Consider the following 18,919-nt stretch of genomic DNA (forward strand, 5'->3'; position numbering starts at 1 on the left):
GGGCCACCGCCACCAGATCGGCACACGGAGCACCCGCCCCCGCACGCCCCGGACCACCCGCACCTCCGTACCCCGCGGCCTCCCGCAACGGCTTGAGCGAGTGCTGCGGGGCCCCGGCTTTGTCGTGGGACGGCCACCCGGGCTCTTGCGGGCTCGGGTGGCCGGAGCGGCGAGTGTGCCGGGGGTCCGGTTGCTCCGGGGCCTCAGGCTCGGGGCCGGGCCCGGGTCGGGGCCGGTGGCAAGGCCGGTGGCGGTTCAGGTGGTGCGGCTCCAGACGGCCGTTGAGGGGCCGATGTCCAGGGCGGCGCAGCGCCAGCGGGCGTCGTCGCCGCGTTCGAGGCGGAAGGCGAGGGCGCGTACGCGTTCGCCTGCGGTGATCCGGGCGAAGGCCTCGATGACGCCGCGCCGCGGGGAGTACACGCCGCAGTCGCGGACCCGGGGCTCCGGAGCGTGACCGTACGGCCCTACGGGGCGCAGCGGGGCCTGCGGGGCGAGTTCCGCGAGCCGGTCGTAGGCGGCGGGCAGGGCGTGGCCCAGCAGCGCGTGGACGGGCCGCCGGCCGCTCAGGGTGAGGACGAGCTGATCGGCGAACCAGCGGTGCGGCTGCCGCTCCGCCGCCCGACGGCGGGCGTCGACGCGCGGGCCACCCGGCGTACGGGGGCCGCTCGGAGCCGTGCGGTCGCCGGGGCGGCGGCTGTCGCGGCGCCCCCCGGGACGGCTCGGGGCGCCGCCCGCACGGGACGTTCCGTCGGTACGGCCCGGGGTGCCGGGGCGGGACGCTGGTGGGGCGGCTGCGGTAGAGGCCGCGGCGGCGCGTGAGGCTGCGGCAGCCAACGCCGACGCCGAAGAAACCGAAGCCGCCGACGCCGACGCCGAGGCGGGTGGTGTTTCGGGCTGTGACGTGGTTGTGGCGGTTGGCGTGGTCGTGATCATCGTGGCCCCCGTTTCGCCCGTTCCCGTTGGGTATCGGTACCGGGCAGTAGCTTTTGCGTGGGGCTCTTCTACCGAGGTGCTCGGAGGGGCGGCAAGGCGGTCGTGCGTGCGACGGAGGGGGCCGGAAGATTCACCTATCAGGGTGATGGGCGGTGCGCGGCCCGGCCGAGGGCGGTGTCGGGCGGGGTGTCCGGCGGACCGTCCCCGGGCCGTACCGGCGGCACGAAGGGGGACCCGCGCCCGTATGCTGGCTGCCTGCGCCCGATCAGAGCGACCAGTCCCAGCAGTCCGATACGAAAGCGGCGGCCATGCGTGTCTACGTCCCCCTGACCCTCTCCGGTCTCGCAGAGGCGTACAAGGCGGGTGAGGTGGGCTCCGGCCCGCTGGAGGCCTACGCCGTCACGCCCGCGCTGCGCGAGTGGTACGTCTCCGACGACATCGAGGAGCTGGAGTACGCCGCGCTGAACCGGGCCGCTCAGGCCTCGCTGCGGCTGCTGGCCACCGACCCCGGCGCCGCCAGGCGGCGCGTCGTGGTGGCCGTCGACGTCGCCGACGGTGCCGCGTCCGTGGACCCGGACCGGGGGCTGGACAAGTCGGCGCTGGGCGTCGTGCGGGTGGTCGGGCCGGTGCCGATGAAGAAGGCGGCCGCCGTGCATGTCGACTCGGACGACGCGGAGCCGGACGTCACCGCCGCGGCCGCGGCACTGGGCGCGGCGGACCAGGGCGACGACGACGCGCAGTTCACCGTGGACGGGGCCGAGGACCACGAGCTGATGTGGTTCGGTGTGCAGGAGATTCCGAACCTGATCGGCTGACGGCGGGCTCGGACCCGGGTCGGAGCGGGGCGGTCGCGCGATGCCGTAGCCCGCCTTATCTCCTGAGCCCCCTATGGGCCTGACCTGCGGTTATGGGCGCGGGCGGCCGGATTGTCGGTGGGCGCGGGTACCTTTTTCGCATGGGGAAGCACGCGACGCACATCGTCTGGGACTGGAACGGCACGCTCTTTCACGACATCGACGCCGTGATCGGGGCGACCAACGCCGCGTTCGGTGAGATCGGCCTGCCTCCGATCACCCTGGAGCGTTACCGCGAGCTGTACTGCGTGCCGGTCCCGCGGTTCTACGAGCGGCTGATGGGGCGGCTGCCGACCGATGCCGAGTGGGCGGTCATGGACGAGGCGTTCCACCGGCACTACACCCTCCAGCGGGCGGCGTGCGCGCTCGCCGAGGGCGTGGAGACGCTGCTGGAGAGCTGGGGCGCGGCAGGGCGCAGCCAGTCGATCCTGAGCATGTACGGCCACGAGGAGCTGCTGCCGCTCGTGCGCGACTTCGGCATCGAGGCGCACTTCATACGGGTGGACGGCCGGACCGGGCCGTCCGGCGGCGGCAAGAGCGAGCACATGGTGCGGCACCTCGCGGCGCTGGAGAGCGCGCGGGTCGATCCCGGCCGTACGGTCGTCATCGGTGACGCCGTGGACGACGCGCTGGCGGCCCGGTACGCGGGGGCGCACGCGGTGCTCTACACGGGCGGCTCGCACAGCCGGACGAGCCTCCTGGAGGCCGGTGTGCCGGTCGTCGACAGCCTGGCCGAGGCCGTCCTGACGGCGGAGCGCCTGGCCCTCTGAGGGCCGCACGGACCTGACCTCGGAGCGCCGGGGCGCCCGGCGCTCCGGGCCCGCCGCACCACCGCGGGCCGCCCCTCCCTCACCCCGCCGGTGCCTTGGCCCGCAGGACCTTCAGGAATTCGCGCATCCAGCCGGCGTGGTCGGGCCAGGCGCGGGAGGAGACCAGGGTGCCGTCGACGACGACCTCGGCGTCGCGGTAGCCGGCGCCCGCGGCCTGCATGTCCATCTCCAGCGCGGGATAGGAGGTGACCCGGCGGCCGTTCAGGCGGCCGATCGCCGCCGTGAGCAGGGGGCCGTGGCAGATCTGGGCGACCGGCTTGTCGGCGTCGAAGAAGGCCTTGACGACCTTGCGCAGCTCGGCGTCGTTGCGCAGGTATTCGGGGGCCCGGCCGCCGGGGATCACCAGAGCGGCGTAACTGCCCGGGTCGACTTCGGAGAACGCCAGGTCCGCCGGCCAGGTGTAGCCGGGCTTCTCGGTGTACGTATCGAACCCAGGTTCGAAGTCGTGGACGACGAACCGCAGCGTCTTGCGGGCCGGGGCGGCGATATGGACGTCGTAGCCCTCCTCGCGGAGCCGCTGGTAGGGGTACAGAACCTCCAGGGATTCCGCCGCGTCCCCGGTCACGATCAGGATTCTGGCTGCCATGGCGTACCTCCGCGCGGCTCGCGTCCGACTCCGTACCGCTCAAGGTCCTCCGGTCGGCAGCGCTTGCCAAGACCCCCTGCGGACGCCCGAGTGAGACCGGACGAGGTACGTCTCTGTCCATACCGGCAAAGAACTGAGTGTGGTTTTGTACACACAAGGCCCATGACGACCACCGGGCCAGGAGCGATAGCCTGGCAGCGTGATCAGCGCGATAACCCGCGGGGGCGTCGAGGCCCCTGCCCCGCGCCCGGGACACGACGGTGCCCGGGCGGCCGTTGATCATTCCTGTGTCGACCAGGTGCCAGGAATGTCAAATCTGGCCAATTCCGCCCCGGTCGCCCCTCATCGCGGCATAGCGTCGAATCCGACCGGACACGATCCCGGGTCCATCCCGGGGTTCCGTGATGCGCCGGTCCGGCGTCATGCCGTTTCCACTCATTTCCACAACGTCACGCAACGGCGCGCGACAGGAGCCAGAGGACATGCAGACCAAGCTGGACGAAGCCAAGACCGAGCTGCTCACGAAGGCCGCCAGGGTCGCTGAGAGCGGGCCGGCGGGAGGGCAGTCACCGGTACCGGGCCTGGACCCGGACACCCTCAGTGGATACCTCCAGCGTTACTACCTGCACACCGCCCCGGAGGACCTCACCGGGCGGGACCCGGTCGACATCTTCGGCGCGGCGCTCTCGCACTACCGCCTCGCGGGCAACCGGCCGCAGGGCACGGCGAACGTCAGAGTGCACACCCCGACCGTCGAGGAGAACGGCTGGACCTGCAGCCACTCCGTCGTCGAGGTCGTGACCGATGACATGCCCTTCCTCGTGGACTCCGTGACGAACGAGCTGTCGCGGCAGGGGCGCGGCATCCATGTCGTGATCCACCCGCAGGTCGTCGTCCGGCGTGACGTCACCGGCAAGCTGATCGAGGTCCTGGACGCCGAGGACGAGGCGCACGGCACGCCCGGCAAGGACAAGGGCGCCGAGCTGCCGCACGACGCCTTCGTGGAGTCCTGGATCCACGTCGAGATCGACCGGGAGACCGACCGCGAGGACCTCAAGCAGATCACCGCCGATCTGGTGCGGGTCCTCAACGACGTGCGCGAGGCCGTCGAGGACTGGGAGAAGATGCGCGACTCCGCGCTGCGCATCGCGGACGAGCTGCCCGCCGAGCCCACCGCCGACGACCTGCGCGACCGTGAGGTGGAGGAGGCCCGCGAGCTGCTGCGCTGGCTGGCCGCCGACCACTTCACCTTCCTCGGCTACCGCGAGTACGAGCTGACCTCGGCGCCCGGCGAGGCCGACGGCGACGAGGACGTGCTCACCGCGGTGCCCGGCACCGGCCTGGGCATCCTGCGCTCGGACCCGCAGCACCACGAGGACGACGAGGGCCACCCCGTCTCCCCGTCCTTCAACCGGCTCCCCAAGGACGCCCGCAAGAAGGCCCGCGAGCACAAGCTGCTGATCCTGACGAAGGCGAACAGCCGTGCGACCGTGCACCGGCCGAGCTACCTCGACTACGTCGGCGTGAAGAAGTTCGACGCGGAGGGGAACGTCGTCGGTGAGCGCCGCTTCCTCGGCCTGTTCTCGTCCGCCGCGTACACCGAGTCGGTCCGCCGCGTGCCGGTCATCCGCCGCAAGGTCACCGAGGTGCTGGAGGGCGCCGGCTTCTCGCCCAACAGCCACGACGGCCGCGACCTGCTCCAGATCCTGGAGACCTACCCGCGCGACGAGCTGTTCCAGACCCCGGTCGACCAGCTGCGCGCCATCGCCACCAGCGTGCTCTACCTCCAGGAGCGCCGCCGGCTGCGGCTGTACCTGCGCCAGGACGAGTACGGGCGCTACTACTCCGCGCTGGTCTACCTCCCGCGGGACCGCTACACCACCGGCGTCCGGCTGCGCCTGATCGACATCCTCAAGGAGGAGCTGGGCGGCACCAGCGTCGACTTCACGGCCTGGAACACCGAGTCCATCCTCTCCCGGCTGCACTTCGTCATCCGGGTCGCGCCGGGCGCCTCGCTGCCCGACCTCACCGACGCCGACGCGGACCGCATCGAGGCGCGGCTGGTCGAGGCGGCCCGCTCCTGGGAGGACGGCTTCGCCGAGGCGCTGAACGCCGAGTGCGGCGAGGAGCGCGCGGCCGAGCTGCTGCGCCGGTACGCGCACGCCTTCCCCGAGGGCTACAAGGCCGACAACTCCCCGCGCGCCGCGGTCGCCGACCTCCAGCACCTGGAGAAGCTGCGCACCGCAGAGGAGGGCCGGAACTTCGAGGTCAGCCTGTACGAGCCGGTCGGCGCCGGCCCCGGCGAGCGCCGCTTCAAGATCTACCGCACCGGCGACCCGGTCTCGCTGTCCAAGGTGCTGCCGCTGCTGAACCGCCTCGGCGTCGAGGTGGTCGACGAGCGGCCGCACGAGCTGCGCTGCCAGGACCGGTCCAGCTCCTGGATCTACGACTTCGGCCTGCGGATGCCGGAGCGGCCGAACGGCGACGACTACCGCGAGCGCTTCCAGGACGCCTTCACGGCGGTGTGGACGGGCCGCGCGGAGAGCGACAACTTCAACAAGCTGGTGCTGGGCGCGGGCCTGGACTGGCGGCAGGCGATGGTGCTGCGCGCGTACGCGAAGTACCTGCGGCAGGCCGGCTCGACCTTCAGCCAGACGTACATGGAGGACACCCTCTCCTACAACGTCCACACCACCCGGCTGCTGGTCCACCTCTTCGAGGCGCGGATGGCCCCGGCCCGGCAGCGGGCCGGCACGGAGCTGATCGACGGGCTGCTGGAGGAGCTGGACGGCGCGCTGGACCAGGTGGCCTCGCTGGACGAGGACCGCATCCTGCGGTCGTTCCTCACCGTCATCAAGGCGACGCTGCGCACCAACCACTTCCAGAAGGACAGCAACGGCGAGCCGCACTCCTACCTGTCGCTGAAGCTGGACCCGCAGGCCATCCCGGACCTGCCGGCGCCCCGCCCGGCGTTCGAGATCTGGGTGTACTCGCCGCGCGTCGAGGGCGTCCACCTGCGCTTCGGCAAGGTGGCGCGCGGTGGTCTGCGCTGGTCGGACCGGCGGGAGGACTTCCGTACGGAGATCCTCGGCCTGGTCAAGGCGCAGATGGTCAAGAACACCGTCATCGTGCCGGTCGGCGCGAAGGGCGGCTTCGTCGGCAAGCAGCTGCCGGACCCGGCCGTGGACCGGGACGCGTGGCTGGCCGAGGGCATCGCCTCGTACAAGACCTTCATCTCCGGTCTGCTGGACATCACCGACAACCTCGTCGGCGGTGAGGTCGTGCACCCGGAGGACGTGGTCCGGCACGACGGCGACGACACCTACCTGGTCGTCGCGGCCGACAAGGGCACCGCGAAGTTCTCCGACATCGCGAACGAGGTCGCCGAGTCCTACGGCTTCTGGCTGGGCGACGCCTTCGCCTCCGGCGGTTCGGCGGGCTACGACCACAAGGGCATGGGCATCACCGCGCGCGGTGCCTGGGAGTCGGTCAAGCGCCACTTCCGGGAGCTGGGCACGGACACCCAGACCGAGGACTTCACGGTCGTCGGCGTCGGTGACATGTCCGGTGACGTGTTCGGCAACGGCATGCTGCTCTCCGAGCACATCCGGCTGGTGGCCGCATTCGATCACCGGCACATCTTCCTCGACCCGAACCCGGACGCGGCCACCTCGTACGCCGAGCGCCGCCGGCTGTTCGAGCTGCCCCGTTCCTCGTGGGCGGACTACAACAAGGAGCTGCTGTCCCAGGGCGGCGGCATCCACCCGCGTACGGCCAAGTCCATCCCGATCAACCAGCACGTCCGTGCCGCGCTGGGCATCGAGTCGGGCGTCACGAAGATGACGCCGGCCGACCTGATGAAGGCCATCTTCCAGGCGCCGGTGGACCTGCTGTGGAACGGCGGCATCGGGACGTACGTGAAGGCCTCGACCGAGTCGAACGCGGACGTCGGCGACAAGTCGAACGACGCGATCCGGGTCGACGGTCAGGACCTGCGGGTCAAGGTCGTGGGCGAGGGCGGCAACCTGGGCCTGACCCAGCTCGGCCGCATCGAGTACGCCCAGAACGGCGGCCGGATCAACACCGACGCGATCGACAACAGCGCCGGCGTGGACACCTCTGACCACGAGGTGAACATCAAGATCCTGCTGAACTCCGTGGTGGCCGACGGCGACATGACGGTCAAGCAGCGCAACAAGCTGCTCGCCGAGATGACCGACGAGGTCGGCTCGCTGGTGCTGCGCAACAACTACGCGCAGAACGTCGCCCTGTCGCTGGCCATCGCCCAGTCCTCCAGCATGCTCCACGCCCAGCAGCGGTTCCTCCGCCGGCTGGTGCGCGACGGGCACCTGGACCGGGCGCTGGAGTTCCTGCCCTCCGACCGGCAGATCCGGGAGCGGCTGAACAACGGCCGCGGCCTGACGCAGCCGGAGACCGCGGTCCTGCTGGCGTACACCAAGATCACGGTGGCCGACGCGCTGATCAAGACCGAGCTCCCGGACGACCCGTACTTCCGGCACCTGCTGCACGCGTACTTCCCGTCCGCGCTGCGCGAGCGCTTCCCGGAGCAGGTCGACCACCACGCCCTGCACCGTGAGATCACCACGACGGTGCTGGTCAACGACACGGTCAACAGCGGTGGCACGAGCTTCCTGCACCGTATGCAGGAGGAGACCGGCGCCTCCCTGGAAGAGGTCGTCCGGGCGCACACCGCGGCCCGCGCGATCTTCGACCTGGGCCGGGTCTGGGACGACGTCGAGGCGCTGGACAACAAGGTGCCGGCCGAGGTGCAGACCCGCATCCGGCTGCACTCCCGGCGGCTGGTCGAGCGCGGCACCCGCTGGCTGCTCAACAACCGCCCGCAGCCGCTGGAGCTGTCCGGCACCATCGACTTCTTCCGGGACCGGGTCGCCGCGGTCTGGGCCGAGCTGCCCAAGCTGCTGCGCGGCAGCGACATGGAGTGGTACCAGTCGATCTTCGGGCAGCTCACCGAGGCGGGCGTGCCGGAGGAGCTGGCGCACCGGGTGGCCGGGTTCTCGTCGGCCTTCCCCGCGCTGGACATCGTGGCCATCGCCGACCGCACCGGCAAGGAACCGCTGGACGTCGCCGAGGTCTACTACGACCTGGGCGACCGGCTGCGGATCAACCAGCTCCTGGACCGCATCCTGGAGCTGCCGCGCAACGACCGCTGGCAGTCCATGGCCCGGGCCGCCATCCGCGAGGACCTGTTCGCCGCGCACGCCGCGCTGACCGCCGACGTCCTCTCGGCGGGCAACGGCAGCGCCACGCCGGAGCAGCGCTTCAAGGCGTGGGAGGAGAAGAACGCCGCGATCCTGGGCCGGGCGCGGGCCACGCTGGAGGAGATCGAGGGGTCGGACGCCTTCGACCTGGCCAACCTCTCGGTCGCCATGCGCACGATGCGGACGCTGCTGCGCCAGCACGGCTGAGCCGCTGACGCCGAACGGGGAGGGCCCCGGAGCATGTGCTCCGGGGCCCTCCCCGTTCTTCGCGGTTTTCGTGCTGCCGCCGGCTACTTCTTGGTGAAGGCCTCGTACTCCTTCAGGACGTCGGCGGTGGGGCCGTCCATGAGGAGCTCGCCCTTCTCCAGCCACAGCACCCGGTCGCAGGTGTCCCGGATGGACTTGTTGTTGTGGCTGACCAGGAAGACCGTGCCGGCCTCCTTGCGCAGCTCGCGGATGCGGGCCTCGGAGCGCTTCTGGAACTTCCGGTCGCCGGTGGCGAGGGCCTCGTCGATCATCAGGACGTCGTGGTCCTTGGCCGCGGCGATGGAGAACCGCAGGCGGGCAGCCATCCCGGAGGAGTAGGTCCGCATCGGCAGGGAGATGAAGTCGCCCTTTTCGTTGATGCCGGAGAAGTCGACGATGCTCTGGTACCGCTCGCGGACCTGGTCCCGGGACATGCCCATGGCCAGGCCGCCCAGGATCACGTTGCGCTCGCCGGTCAGGTCGTTCATCAGCGCCGCGTTCACGCCCAGCAGCGAGGGCTGGCCGTGGGTGTAGACATGGCCCCGCTCGGCCGGCAGCAGTCCGGCCACCGCCTTGAGCAGGGTGGACTTGCCCGACCCGTTGGTGCCGATCAGCCCGATCGACTCGCCCCGGTAGGCGGTGAAGGACACGCCCTTGACCGCGTGCACCTCCCGCACGCCGGTGGAGGGCTTGCGGCGCACGATCCGGTTCAGCGCCGCGGTGGCACTGCCCCGGCCCGCGCCCGTGCCGTAGACGCGGTAGACGATGTGCAGGTCATCGGCGATGACGGTGGGAATGCGCTCCTCGGCGGCCGCGGTGGCCTCCACCGCCGGCTGCTCCAGATCGGTGCTCTGCTGCTCAGCCACGGCCGTACCGCTCCTCCGCCTTCCAGAAGTACACGAAACCCACGATGCCCATGACGACGGCCCAGCCCAGCGCCAGCGGCCACACGTGGGGCGGCAGCTTGTCGGCGTGGAACGAGTCGATGAGCGCGAAGCGCATCAGGTCGATGTAGACCGCGGCCGGGTTCACGTCCAGCAGGAAGTGCACGAAGCCGGGGATGTTCTTGCCCTGGGTCACGTGGCTGATGCTGTACATCACGCCGGACGCGTACATCCACGTGCGCAGGATGAAGGGCATCAGCTGCGCCAGGTCGGGGGTCTTGCTGCCCAGCCGCGCCATGATCATGGCCAGCCCGGTGTTGAAGACGAACTGCAGACACAGCGCCGGGATCGCCAGCAGCCACGACCAGCCGGGCACGATCCCGAACGCCAGCACGATGACGACCAGCACGCCCATGGAGAACAGCAGCTGCTTCAGCTGCATGAGGCAGAACGAGATCGGCAGGCAGGCGCGGGGGAAGTGCAGCGCGCGGACCAGGCCGAGGTTGCCGGAGATCGCGCGGGTGCCGGCGAGTACCGAGCTCTGCGTGAAGGTGAAGATGAAGACGCCGGTGACCAGGAACGGGATGTAGTCGTCCACGCCCCGGTTCGTCCCCAGCAGCAGGCCGAAGATCAGGTAGTAGACCAGCGCGTTGAGCAGCGGCGTCACGACCTGCCACAGCTGGCCCAGCTTGGCCTGGCTGTACTGGGCGGTCAGCTTGGCGCTGGAGAACGCCGAGATGAAGTGGCGCCGCTGCCACAGCTGCCGGACGTACGAGGGGAGCGACGGGCGGCGGCCGCTGACGGAGAGGCCGTACCGCTCGGCGAGGGCGCGCGGATCGGAGTCCGGCGGGGCGGCGGGAACCGGACGCGTGAGGGTCTGAGACATCAGTCCGCTTTCGTGCGTGGACGCGGGCGCTGCGAGGCTGGTGGCACCGCGAGGCTGAGGAACTCACGACGAGACGGCTCCGTATCGTCGCAACCCGAGAGTAGGGCGCGCGTACGTCGAAACGCAACCGTCCCGTCGCGACGCTATGCTCCCTCCATGGCAAAGGACCCAGCACCGACCGAAGCGGCACCTCAGGTACCGCCGGGCCGGCCTGCGCCGTCGGCCCGCCGGGCGCCGGCCGGCGCCGCCGTGCTGCGCGAGGAGAAGACCGCCGCCATTCGGGCAGCGGTCTTCGCGGAGCTGGCGGCCGTCGGGTTCGGCCGGATGTCGATCGAGGGCATCGCGCGGCGCGCGGGGGTCGGCAAGACCGCCGTGTACCGCCGCTGGCGCTCCAAGCTGCACCTCGTCCTGGACGTGGTCACCGCGCTGGCCGCCGAGGGCATGCCGGTGCCGGACACCGGCACGCTGCGCGGTGACGTACGGATGCTGCTGGAGGTGGCGTCCCGGGCGCTGCGCCATCCGATGGCCGCGCAGATCATCCCGGACCTGCTGGCGGAGGCGGCGCGCAGCCCGGAGATCGCCGAGGCGCTGCGGAGCGCGTTGCACGACTCACAGGAGTCGATGACGCGGGCGATGGTGGGGCGGGCGGTGTCGCGCGGCGAGCTGCCGGAGGGCGTCGACGTACGTCTCGCCCTCGATCTGATCACCGGGCCGCTGTACTGGCGGGTGGTCGTCCTCCGTGGCGACCTGCCCAAGGGGTACCTGGACGAGCTGGCGGCGGCGGTGGCGACGGCGCTCGGCGCGCGTCCGCGCTCCGCGGGGGAGTAGTTCGTCGGCTGCGGGCCGTCTGTGGCCGGTCGCGCAGTTCCCCGCGCCCCTGACGGGGCGCGGGACCGCTTGTCAGCCCGCCAGGCCCATGTCGGACGGGGTGGCGTCGGCGCCCGGGTTGTCGGTGACGACCGTGCCGGTCTGCACCGGCAGCGTGGCCACGCCCGAGCCGGTCGCCGCCGCCTCGCGCGGCGTCGGTGCGACCGTGCGCTCGTCGAGCGGCAGGACGGACGGGGTCTCCTCCTGGCCCAGGAAGACCCGGCGGACCACGCGCTCGGCCGCGTGGCCGTCGTCCCACTGGCAGAAGCGGGCGCGGAACGCGGCGCGGCGGGCCGCGGCCTCGGCGCCGTTCCAGGTGCCGTCCCGGAAGGCGGCGATCAGCTCGTCCTCGCTGGTGGCGACGGTGCCCGGGGTGTCGCCCGGCTCGCCGGACAGCAGGTCGAAGGTGACGCCGCGGGACTTCACGTACACGTCCCAGTCGTCCGCGTAGGTGATGATCGGGCGGTCGAGGTTGGCGTAGTCGAACATGATCGACGAGTAGTCCGTGACCAGCGCGTCGGCGGCCAGGCACAGCTCCTCGACCGACGGGTGGCGCGAGACGTCGATCAGCAGGCCCTGCTCCTGGAGCTCGGCCAGCCGGTCGTTCTCGCCGTAGAAGTAGTGGGTGCGCACCAGCAGCACCACGTCCGGGCCCAGCTCACGGGTGACGCGCTCCAGGTCCATCCGCGGGATGTAGCCGTTCTGGTAGTCGCGGACGGTCGGCGCGTACAGGACGGCGGTGCGGCCCGGCGCGATGCCGAGGCGCTCGCGGATCTCCAGCACGTCCTCGGCGGTCGCCCGGTAGTACACGTCGTTGCGCGGGTATCCGGTGTCCAGCGACTGGAAGGCGCAGGGGTAGACCCGCTCCCACTGCTCGGTGGTGTGCTGGTTCGAGGAGACACTGAAGTCCCAGCGGTCCGCGCGCTGCAGCAGCTTGCGCATGGACATGCCCTTGGCGGCCGCCGGGTACTGCTGCTGGTCGATGCCCATCCGCTTGAGCGGGGTGCCGTGGTGGGTCTGGAGGTGGATCTGCCCGGGGCGCTTCACGACCGCGTCGGCGAAGTTGACGTTGTTGACGAGGTACGTGGCGCGGGCCATCACCTCCCAGTAGCGCGGCGAGCCCACGATCACGTGGTCGACGCCCTCGGGGAGGGTCTCCTCCATGCCCTGCTTGATCACCCACACGCCGTGCACCTGCGGCGCCAGCTCCTTGGCCTTCTCGTAGATCGCGAGCGGATTGCAGGCGGGGGTGCGGTTCCAGTACGCGGAGTAGACGGCGAGGTGCGGGTCCAGCGGGCGGCGCAGCTGGAGCTGGTAGAAGCGCGCGTACGCCTGCTTGCCGAGGGTGTGCTTGGCCTTCTTCAGGCGGCCCGCCGCCTTCTTGCGGCCCCTGGCGGCCAGCTTCAGGGCGGCGAACGCGGCGTAGGAGCCGCGGGCGAGCGCGTCGTACTGGACGCCCATCACGCCCTTGGGGCGGACGAAGTCCGCGGGCCGGTAGCGGCGGTAGTGCTGGGCCGCCAGCCGGAAGAACTCCGGGCGCGCGGCGTGCGGCACGCGGTCCGGGCGGGCCAGGATGAAGAGGTAGTGGTCGATCATGTGCTCGAAAAGGAAGGCGCGCCAGCGGTGCAGCGCCGGCCGCTCCTCGATGAACGCGAACAGCCGCTCGTACGTGGCGAACGCGGCGAAGTGCGCGCGGCTGGGGGTGCGCAGCGCGTTGCCCTGGCGGCGCTGGCGGTAGTGCACGCAGACCTGGTCCAGCAGCGCGATGCGCTCGGCGCTGAACAGCGACTCGTAGACGACGACCGCGTCCTCGTAGAAGCCGTCGGGGAAGCTGAAGCCGCCGGCGAGGTAGAAGTCGCGTCGGTAGGCCTTGTTCCACACGACGGTGAACAGACGCAGCAGGTCCGGCCGGTCGTCGATGGTGCCGACCTCGGGGCCGGGCGCGGAGAGCACCTCGGCGTCGCGGTTGCGCTTGGCCTCGCCCCACCAGAAGGTGCGCGCGTAGTCGTAGACCAGGATGTCCGGTTCCTCGGTCTCCTTGATCCGGGCGGCTATGGACTCCAGCGCGTCCGGCAGCAGCGTGTCGTCGCTGTCGAGGAAGAGGAGGTAGTCACCGCGGGCGTGCGCCACGCCCTCGTTGCGGGCGTTGCCGATGCCCTTGTTCTCGGGGAGGTGCAGCGGGACGACGCGCGGGTCACGGGCCGCGTACTCGTCCAGGATCGCCCCCGAGCCGTCGGGCGAGCGGTCGTCCACCGCGACGACCTCGAAGTCGGCGTACGTCTGGGCCAGCACCGAGTCCAGGCAGGCGCGGAGGTAGCCCTGCACCTTGAATACCGGCACGACGATGCTGAAGCGAGGCGATGCGGCGGAGCCACCAGGTGCGGGCATTACGGAAACTACTCCTCGTATCGGACCGAGCACAGAAAGCGGAATCGCCCGAAATGCGGTTCCTTTTCGCTACCTGTGAGACGGAAGGGACGAGGAGTTGGTTGTGCGCTTGTTCGTTAAAAGTACGAACAAGTTTCAGTCGCGCTTCGCCTCCGGGTGCCGCAGCAGCCAGCCCGCCCATGCCGAAGCGACCATGTCGCGCACGTCGTGCCGGGCCTTCCAGCCCAGCTCGGCGGCGATCCGGTCGGCGGCCGCCACCACCCGCGCCGGGTCGCCGGGGCGCCGCGCGGTGACCTCGGCCGGGCGGTCCCGGTGGCCGGTGACCTCCGCGATCAGATCGACCATCTCGCGTACGGAAACGCCCTCGCCGCGGCCGATGTTGACCGTCAGGTCGCGGACCGGGCCGCGCTCGCCGAGCTTGCGGGCGGCCGCCAGGTGCGCGTCGGCCAGGTCCTCGACGTGGATGTAGTCGCGGACGCAGGTGCCGTCGGGGGTGTCGTAGTCGTCGCCGAAGATGCGCGGCGCCGCGCCCTCGGTGAGCTTCTCGAAGACCATCGGGACGATGTTGAAGACGCCGGTGTCGGCCAGCTCCGGGGCCGCGGCGCCCGCCACGTTGAAGTAGCGCAGGCAGGCGGTGGAGATGCCGTGGGCCCGGCCCGCCGCCCGGGTCAGCCACTCGCCCGCCAGCTTGGTCTCGCCGTACGGGCTCATCGGCACGCACGGGGTGTCCTCGGTGACCAGGTCCACGTCGGGCATGCCGTAGACCGCGGCGGAGGAGGAGAGGACGAAGCGGCCGACGCCGCCCGCCGCGACCGCCTCCAGCAGCGTCTGGAGCCCGTGCACGTTCTCCCGGTAGTACAGCAGCGGCAGCTCCACCGACTCGGCGACCTGCTTCTTCGCCGCCAGGTGCACCACCCCGGAGACCTCGTGCTCCGCGATCGTGCGGTCCAGCAGCGGCCGGTCCAGCGTCGACCCGACGACGAGCGGGACGCCCTCGGGCACCCGCTCCGCCACGCCGGTGGACAGGTCGTCCAGCACCACCGCGCGCTCGCCCGCGCCCGTCATGGCGCGCACCACGTGCGCCCCGATGTACCCCGCGCCACCGGTGATCAGCCAGGTCATGCTCGCTCCTTCTCCTCGGCTCCGCCGCGCTCGTACGGCGACGGTACGGGGAAGTACGCGCCGAGGAAGGCACGCACCACCCGGTCCTGCTCCGCGGCCGGCACCTCCGCCTCCGCCGAGTCCCCGATGCAGAAGACGGAGTGGCTGCGGGAGGCCAGCAGGCGGCTGAGGACAGTGTGGTGGTCGTAGCGGCCGGCGTTCACGAAGGAGCAGGAAATGGTCGCGGGCGTCGACTTACCGGTCAGATATCCGTAGTAGTGGTGCAGCGACGAGGCGATGGAGAGATCCGTACGGGCCCGGAAGCGGCTGCCGGCGGTCGCCGCCACCTCCTCGGGGAAGCGGTCGGCGATCTCCGCGAGGACGCTGCGCCGCAGCGGGTGCGGGGCGTGCAGGAAGCTGTGCGTGGCGACGCGGCCGAACTCCCGCTTCAGCAGGGCCCGGTTGTTCTTGGCGGCGGCGAAGTAGCCCTCGTCGTCCTCGGTCACCTCGCCGGGCGGCACGGCCGTGGGGGAGCGGAAGAAGCGCGCGGTGCCGTTGCTGTGGAAGAACGCCGAGGCCGGCAGCGGGCGGCCCAGGAACACGTCGTCGTTGAAGTACAGGAACTGCTCCGACAGGCCCTCGATGCGGTGCAGCTGGCTCTCGATGGCGTGCGAGTTGAAGGTCGGCAGCTGTGCGGTGTCGGCGAACAGCTCGCGATGGTCGACCACCTTCAGGCCGGGGTGCGCGGTGTCCAGCCAGTCGGGCACCTGGTCGTCGGTGACGAGATGCACGGTGCGGACCCAGGGCGCGTACATCGCCAGCGAGCGGAGCGAGTGCCGCAGTTCGTCGCGGCTGCGGAAGCGGGCGTCGCCGCTGTCCACGTGGTCGGTGGGCAGGCCGGCCGCGCGCCGGGCCGCGTCCCGCCGCTCCCGCCACGCCGGGTCGGCGTCGTCCACCCAGGTGTAGACGACGTCGACGGGGAAGTCGATGTCCCACATGAGGGTGTCGGCGAGGGCGGCGGGCGTCGGGTGGTCCCGGCCCGCGACCCGCCAGGTGGCCGTCGGCTCCAGGTCCGGCAGGCGCGGGCCGAGCAGCGTGGTGCCGCGCGGCGCTTCGCGCCAGCCGTCCTCCTCGTCCGGCGCCCAGAACTCCACGGTGCAGCCGAACGCCGGGCCGTACCGCAGCGTGCGGCTCTCGCTGGTCACCGGCTTGAAGACGCGTACGCCCGCGATCTCGCCGGCCTCCCGCAGCCGTTCGGCGAGCAGCGCGCCGGGGGCGTGGCCGCGCGGCGAGACCAGTTCGCCGTAGACCGGCTCGCCGCGCAGCTCCTCGGCGAGCGCGGCCAGCGCCCGCTCCCGGTCCTCGACCGCCACCGCGACGCGGTGCGCGACCGCCTCGTCCCGCAGCAGGACGTAGCCGATCCCGTGGGCCCGCAGCGCGTCCGTGGCCAGCTCCAGGTTGCGGTCGGCGACCTGCGGCGCGGTGAGGTCGTCGCGCAGCTCCGCCAGCCGGCCGGCGGAGCGGACCAGCCGGCCCGAGCGGTCCTGGGCCTTCAGCAGCACCTCGCGGGCCTTCTGCGCGTCGGCGGAGGGCGCGAGCGGGCCGCCGTGCGGGGCCGCCACGCTGAAGGCCCGGCCGCCGCCCGCCGCGATGCGCAGCGCGGTGCGGTCGGCGCGGGCCGCGAGCCGGTCCGGCGCGTCCCGGCGGTCCACCAGCTTCTCGAACAGCCGCTCCCACTCGCCGGTGACCAGCTCGCCGGAGAAGCGCTCGTACACCCCGGCGCGCGCGGCGCTCCCGTACGCCTCCAGCCGCTCCTGATCTCCCATCAGTTCGCCGAGCGCGGCGGCCAGCGCGTCCACGTCGCCGGGCGGCACGAGGAGGCCGTCCACGCCGTGCCGGACGATCTCGGCGGGTCCGGTCACGATGTCGTACGCGACGACCGGCACCCCGGCCGCGAACACCTCCAGCAGCACCAGTGGGAAGGCCTCGTTGCGGGACGGCAGCAGGCACAGGCTGGCCTTCGCCCACTCCTCCGTCATCTCGCGCGTACGGCCGAGGAGTTCGACCCGGTCGTGCAGCGCCAGGCCCTCGACCAGCTGCCGCAGCTTGACCTCCTGCGGGCCGTCGCCGAAGATCCGCAGCCGCCAGTCCGGATGGTCCTCCGCGACCTGCGCGAAGGCCCGTACGGCGTGATCGAGCTGCTTCTCCGGGGTCATCCGGGCGGCCACCACGATCGTGCGGCCCGCGAGGTCGGAGCGCGGGCGGTAGCCGTCGGGCACCGCGTTCGGGATCACGGGCAGCTCGGGCGCCGCCGGGCCGAGGGACTCGCGGAACCACTCGGCGGTCCGCTCGGTCAGCGAGACCAGCGCGTCGATCCGCGGCGCGTACCGGAGCAGCGGCTCGCCGCTGACGCCGCGCAGCTGGGAGGCGCGGTGCTCCTGGTGCACGGTGATCACCGGGCCCTGCACCAGCTCGGCGGCCGCGGCCATCAGCGCGGGCGTGGTGGTGACCAGCACGTCGGTGTCCAGGGCGGCGAGCGCGGCGCTCAGCTCGACGTCGGAGAGCCGGTTGAAGGTGTGCTCCCAGGCGGGCTCGATCAGCTCGCTGGGCAGCGAGGCCAGGGTGCGGCAGGCCGCCTCGTCCAGGCCGCTGCGGCGCACCGGCCGCTCGTACGGCCCGGTCCGGTCGACCAGGTAGCGGCGGCGGATGTCCCGGCCGGCGGGGAAGAACGGCTCGGAGCGGGTGCGGAAGACGCTCAGCACCGACACGTCGTGGCGCGGCGCGAGGTGGGCCGCCTGGGTGTACGCGGCCATCTCCGTGCCGCCCATCTCGTCGCCGAGGGTCAGCAGGAACGTGATTCTCATGGCCGGTCCTCCGAGGGCTGGTGGGCGGGCACCGCGTACGCGGCGCAGCTGACGGTGAGGTGTCCGGCCGCCGAGAGCCGGGCGTGCACCCGCAGCAGCCGGCCGTCCGCCAGCGCTATGGAGCGGTAGGGCGTACGGAAGACCCGCTTCGGGTGGCGTACGTCGGTCAGCCGGCGGCCGACCTTCAGCCGGGTCCGCCCGGACCGCAGCCGCACCTCCCAGGTGTGCTGGACGTGTCCGTCGGCGGCCATCGCGGCCAGCGGGAGGTCGGCGGTGAGATGCCCCGCGCCCTGCTCCAGCGGCATGGGCAGCACGGTGGAGCCCGAGCCCTGGCGGACCGCCTCGGCGGTCCAGCCGGCGTGCCGGGGCAGCGGCCCGACCAGCCGGACCCGCACCGTGACGCGGTCCCAGCGCAGGCCGAGCGCGACCAGTTCGGCCTGCGGGGCGGGGCGGGCGACCTTGAGCAGGGCGTGGCCGTCGGCGGAGCGCACGGGGCGGAAGAGGGCGCCGCTTCCGGGGTCGGGGGAGTGCGGGAGGGTCGGCCCGGCCACGGTGCGCGGCGGCGCTGCACGGAGGTCGGCCAGCGTCTCCCGGCCGGTCGCGTCGGTCACGGCGAGGGAGAGCCGCCAGACGCCGGGTCCGAGGGCGAGGACGCCGGGCTCCGCGGGCCCGTCGTGCGGGGCGAAGCGGAGCGGGGCCGTCGCGGTGAGCAGCAGGGTGCCGTCGGGCTGTGGCTCGGGGGTCAGCGGGGCGGTCCGGCGGTGGCCGTGGTGGTCCAGATGGAGCAGTGCGGTGCTGATTCCGTCGGCGCGGCGGGGGTAACGGACCGCGACGTTCAGGGTACGGCCGCCCAGCACGGAGAGGTGGACGGGGCGCAGGACGGGCCGTGGGCGCAGCCGGGCGGCGAGCACCGGCACGGTGTCGACGCGTTCGACGCGGCGGCGCACGCCGGCCGCCGCGCGACGGGCACGGCGGCCGGCTTTCACCGCCCGGGACAGCAGGACCTGGTGCATGGCGGCCGGCGCTCCCTTCGGATGGGCGCGGTCGGCGCCCGTCGGTCACATGGCGGGGCATCCTTCTCGTCCGCTGACGAGTCATCCCTTGAGGAAAGTTCTCCCCTATGAGGGGCGGGCGCCCACAGGGACCGGACGCACAGCGGATGTGTACCGGGACGTACGGCGTCATAGTTGCATCAAACGCCCATAGGGGTAAATGACCGGACCGCAGGGAGTGACACAAA

The 18,919-nt window shown here is 72.0% G+C and carries 12 protein-coding genes; 4 read left to right on the top strand and 8 right to left on the bottom strand.

All coding sequences use genetic code 11. The features are described 5' to 3' along the window. Positions 1-255: 255 nt before the first annotated feature. Positions 256-834 (bottom strand): Rv3235 family protein, encoded by a 579-nt coding sequence (locus tag ABZ840_RS25345; RefSeq protein ID WP_361562542.1) that lies wholly within the window; start codon positions 832-834, stop codon positions 256-258. Positions 835-1,241: 407 nt separating this feature from the next. Here ABZ840_RS25345 and ABZ840_RS25350 point away from each other — a divergent pair, with 407 nt between their 5' ends. Next, positions 1,242-1,748, top strand: a complete 507-nt coding sequence (locus ABZ840_RS25350) for a hypothetical protein (protein WP_361562543.1) — start codon at positions 1,242-1,244, stop codon at positions 1,746-1,748. A 140-nt stretch (positions 1,749-1,888) separates the two neighbouring features. Then, positions 1,889-2,557, top strand: coding sequence for an HAD family hydrolase (locus ABZ840_RS25355; protein WP_361562544.1), 669 nt, complete (start codon positions 1,889-1,891; stop codon positions 2,555-2,557). Positions 2,558-2,636: 79 nt separating this feature from the next. Here the strand turns inward: ABZ840_RS25355 and ABZ840_RS25360 are convergent, their stop codons facing one another. Beyond that, the gene (locus ABZ840_RS25360) at positions 2,637-3,203 is read right to left on the bottom strand and encodes a DJ-1/PfpI family protein (protein WP_361562545.1); all 567 of its coding nucleotides are present in this window, start codon (positions 3,201-3,203) and stop codon (positions 2,637-2,639) included. A 482-nt stretch (positions 3,204-3,685) separates the two neighbouring features. On the opposite strand from ABZ840_RS25360, the gene ABZ840_RS25365 reads away from it, so the two are divergent. After that, positions 3,686-8,650 (top strand): NAD-glutamate dehydrogenase, encoded by a 4,965-nt coding sequence (locus ABZ840_RS25365; RefSeq protein ID WP_361562547.1) that lies wholly within the window; start codon positions 3,686-3,688, stop codon positions 8,648-8,650. Between the two features lie 83 nt (positions 8,651-8,733). On the opposite strand, the gene ABZ840_RS25370 is transcribed toward ABZ840_RS25365, so the two are convergent. Further along, a complete protein-coding gene (locus ABZ840_RS25370; RefSeq protein WP_361562848.1) occupies positions 8,734-9,531 on the bottom strand; it encodes an ABC transporter ATP-binding protein in 798 nt (265 codons plus the stop codon). Positions 9,532-9,547: 16 nt separating this feature from the next. After that, positions 9,548-10,459, bottom strand: a complete 912-nt coding sequence (locus ABZ840_RS25375; protein WP_361562549.1) for an ABC transporter permease — start codon at positions 10,457-10,459, stop codon at positions 9,548-9,550. Between the two features lie 156 nt (positions 10,460-10,615). Between ABZ840_RS25375 and ABZ840_RS25380 the strand changes: the two genes are divergently transcribed. Beyond that, positions 10,616-11,287, top strand: coding sequence for a TetR/AcrR family transcriptional regulator (locus ABZ840_RS25380; protein ID WP_361562551.1), 672 nt, complete (start codon positions 10,616-10,618; stop codon positions 11,285-11,287). A 72-nt stretch (positions 11,288-11,359) separates the two neighbouring features. On the opposite strand, the gene ABZ840_RS25385 is transcribed toward ABZ840_RS25380, so the two are convergent. The 4 genes from ABZ840_RS25385 to ABZ840_RS25400 form a co-directional block, all read right to left on the bottom strand. Further along, a complete protein-coding gene (locus ABZ840_RS25385) occupies positions 11,360-13,714 on the bottom strand; it encodes a bifunctional glycosyltransferase family 2 protein/CDP-glycerol:glycerophosphate glycerophosphotransferase (RefSeq protein WP_361562553.1) in 2,355 nt (784 codons plus the stop codon). A gap of 135 nt (positions 13,715-13,849) precedes the next feature. Then, on the bottom strand, positions 13,850-14,836 hold the full coding sequence (gene galE / locus ABZ840_RS25390; protein ID WP_361562555.1) for a UDP-glucose 4-epimerase GalE: 987 nt from the start codon (positions 14,834-14,836) through the stop codon (positions 13,850-13,852). Continuing rightward, the gene (locus tag ABZ840_RS25395; protein WP_361562556.1) at positions 14,833-17,679 is read right to left on the bottom strand and encodes a stealth conserved region 3 domain-containing protein; all 2,847 of its coding nucleotides are present in this window, start codon (positions 17,677-17,679) and stop codon (positions 14,833-14,835) included. The genes galE and ABZ840_RS25395 overlap by 4 nt, the downstream gene beginning before the upstream one ends. After that, positions 17,676-18,692 (bottom strand): hypothetical protein, encoded by a 1,017-nt coding sequence (locus ABZ840_RS25400; RefSeq protein ID WP_361562557.1) that lies wholly within the window; start codon positions 18,690-18,692, stop codon positions 17,676-17,678. Before ABZ840_RS25400 ends, ABZ840_RS25395 begins: the two co-directional genes overlap by 4 nt. Between the last annotated feature and the right edge of the window lie 227 nt (positions 18,693-18,919).

The organism is Streptomyces sp. NPDC047117, assembly GCF_040643545.1.
Classification (GTDB): Bacteria; Actinomycetota; Actinomycetes; order Streptomycetales; family Streptomycetaceae; genus Streptomyces.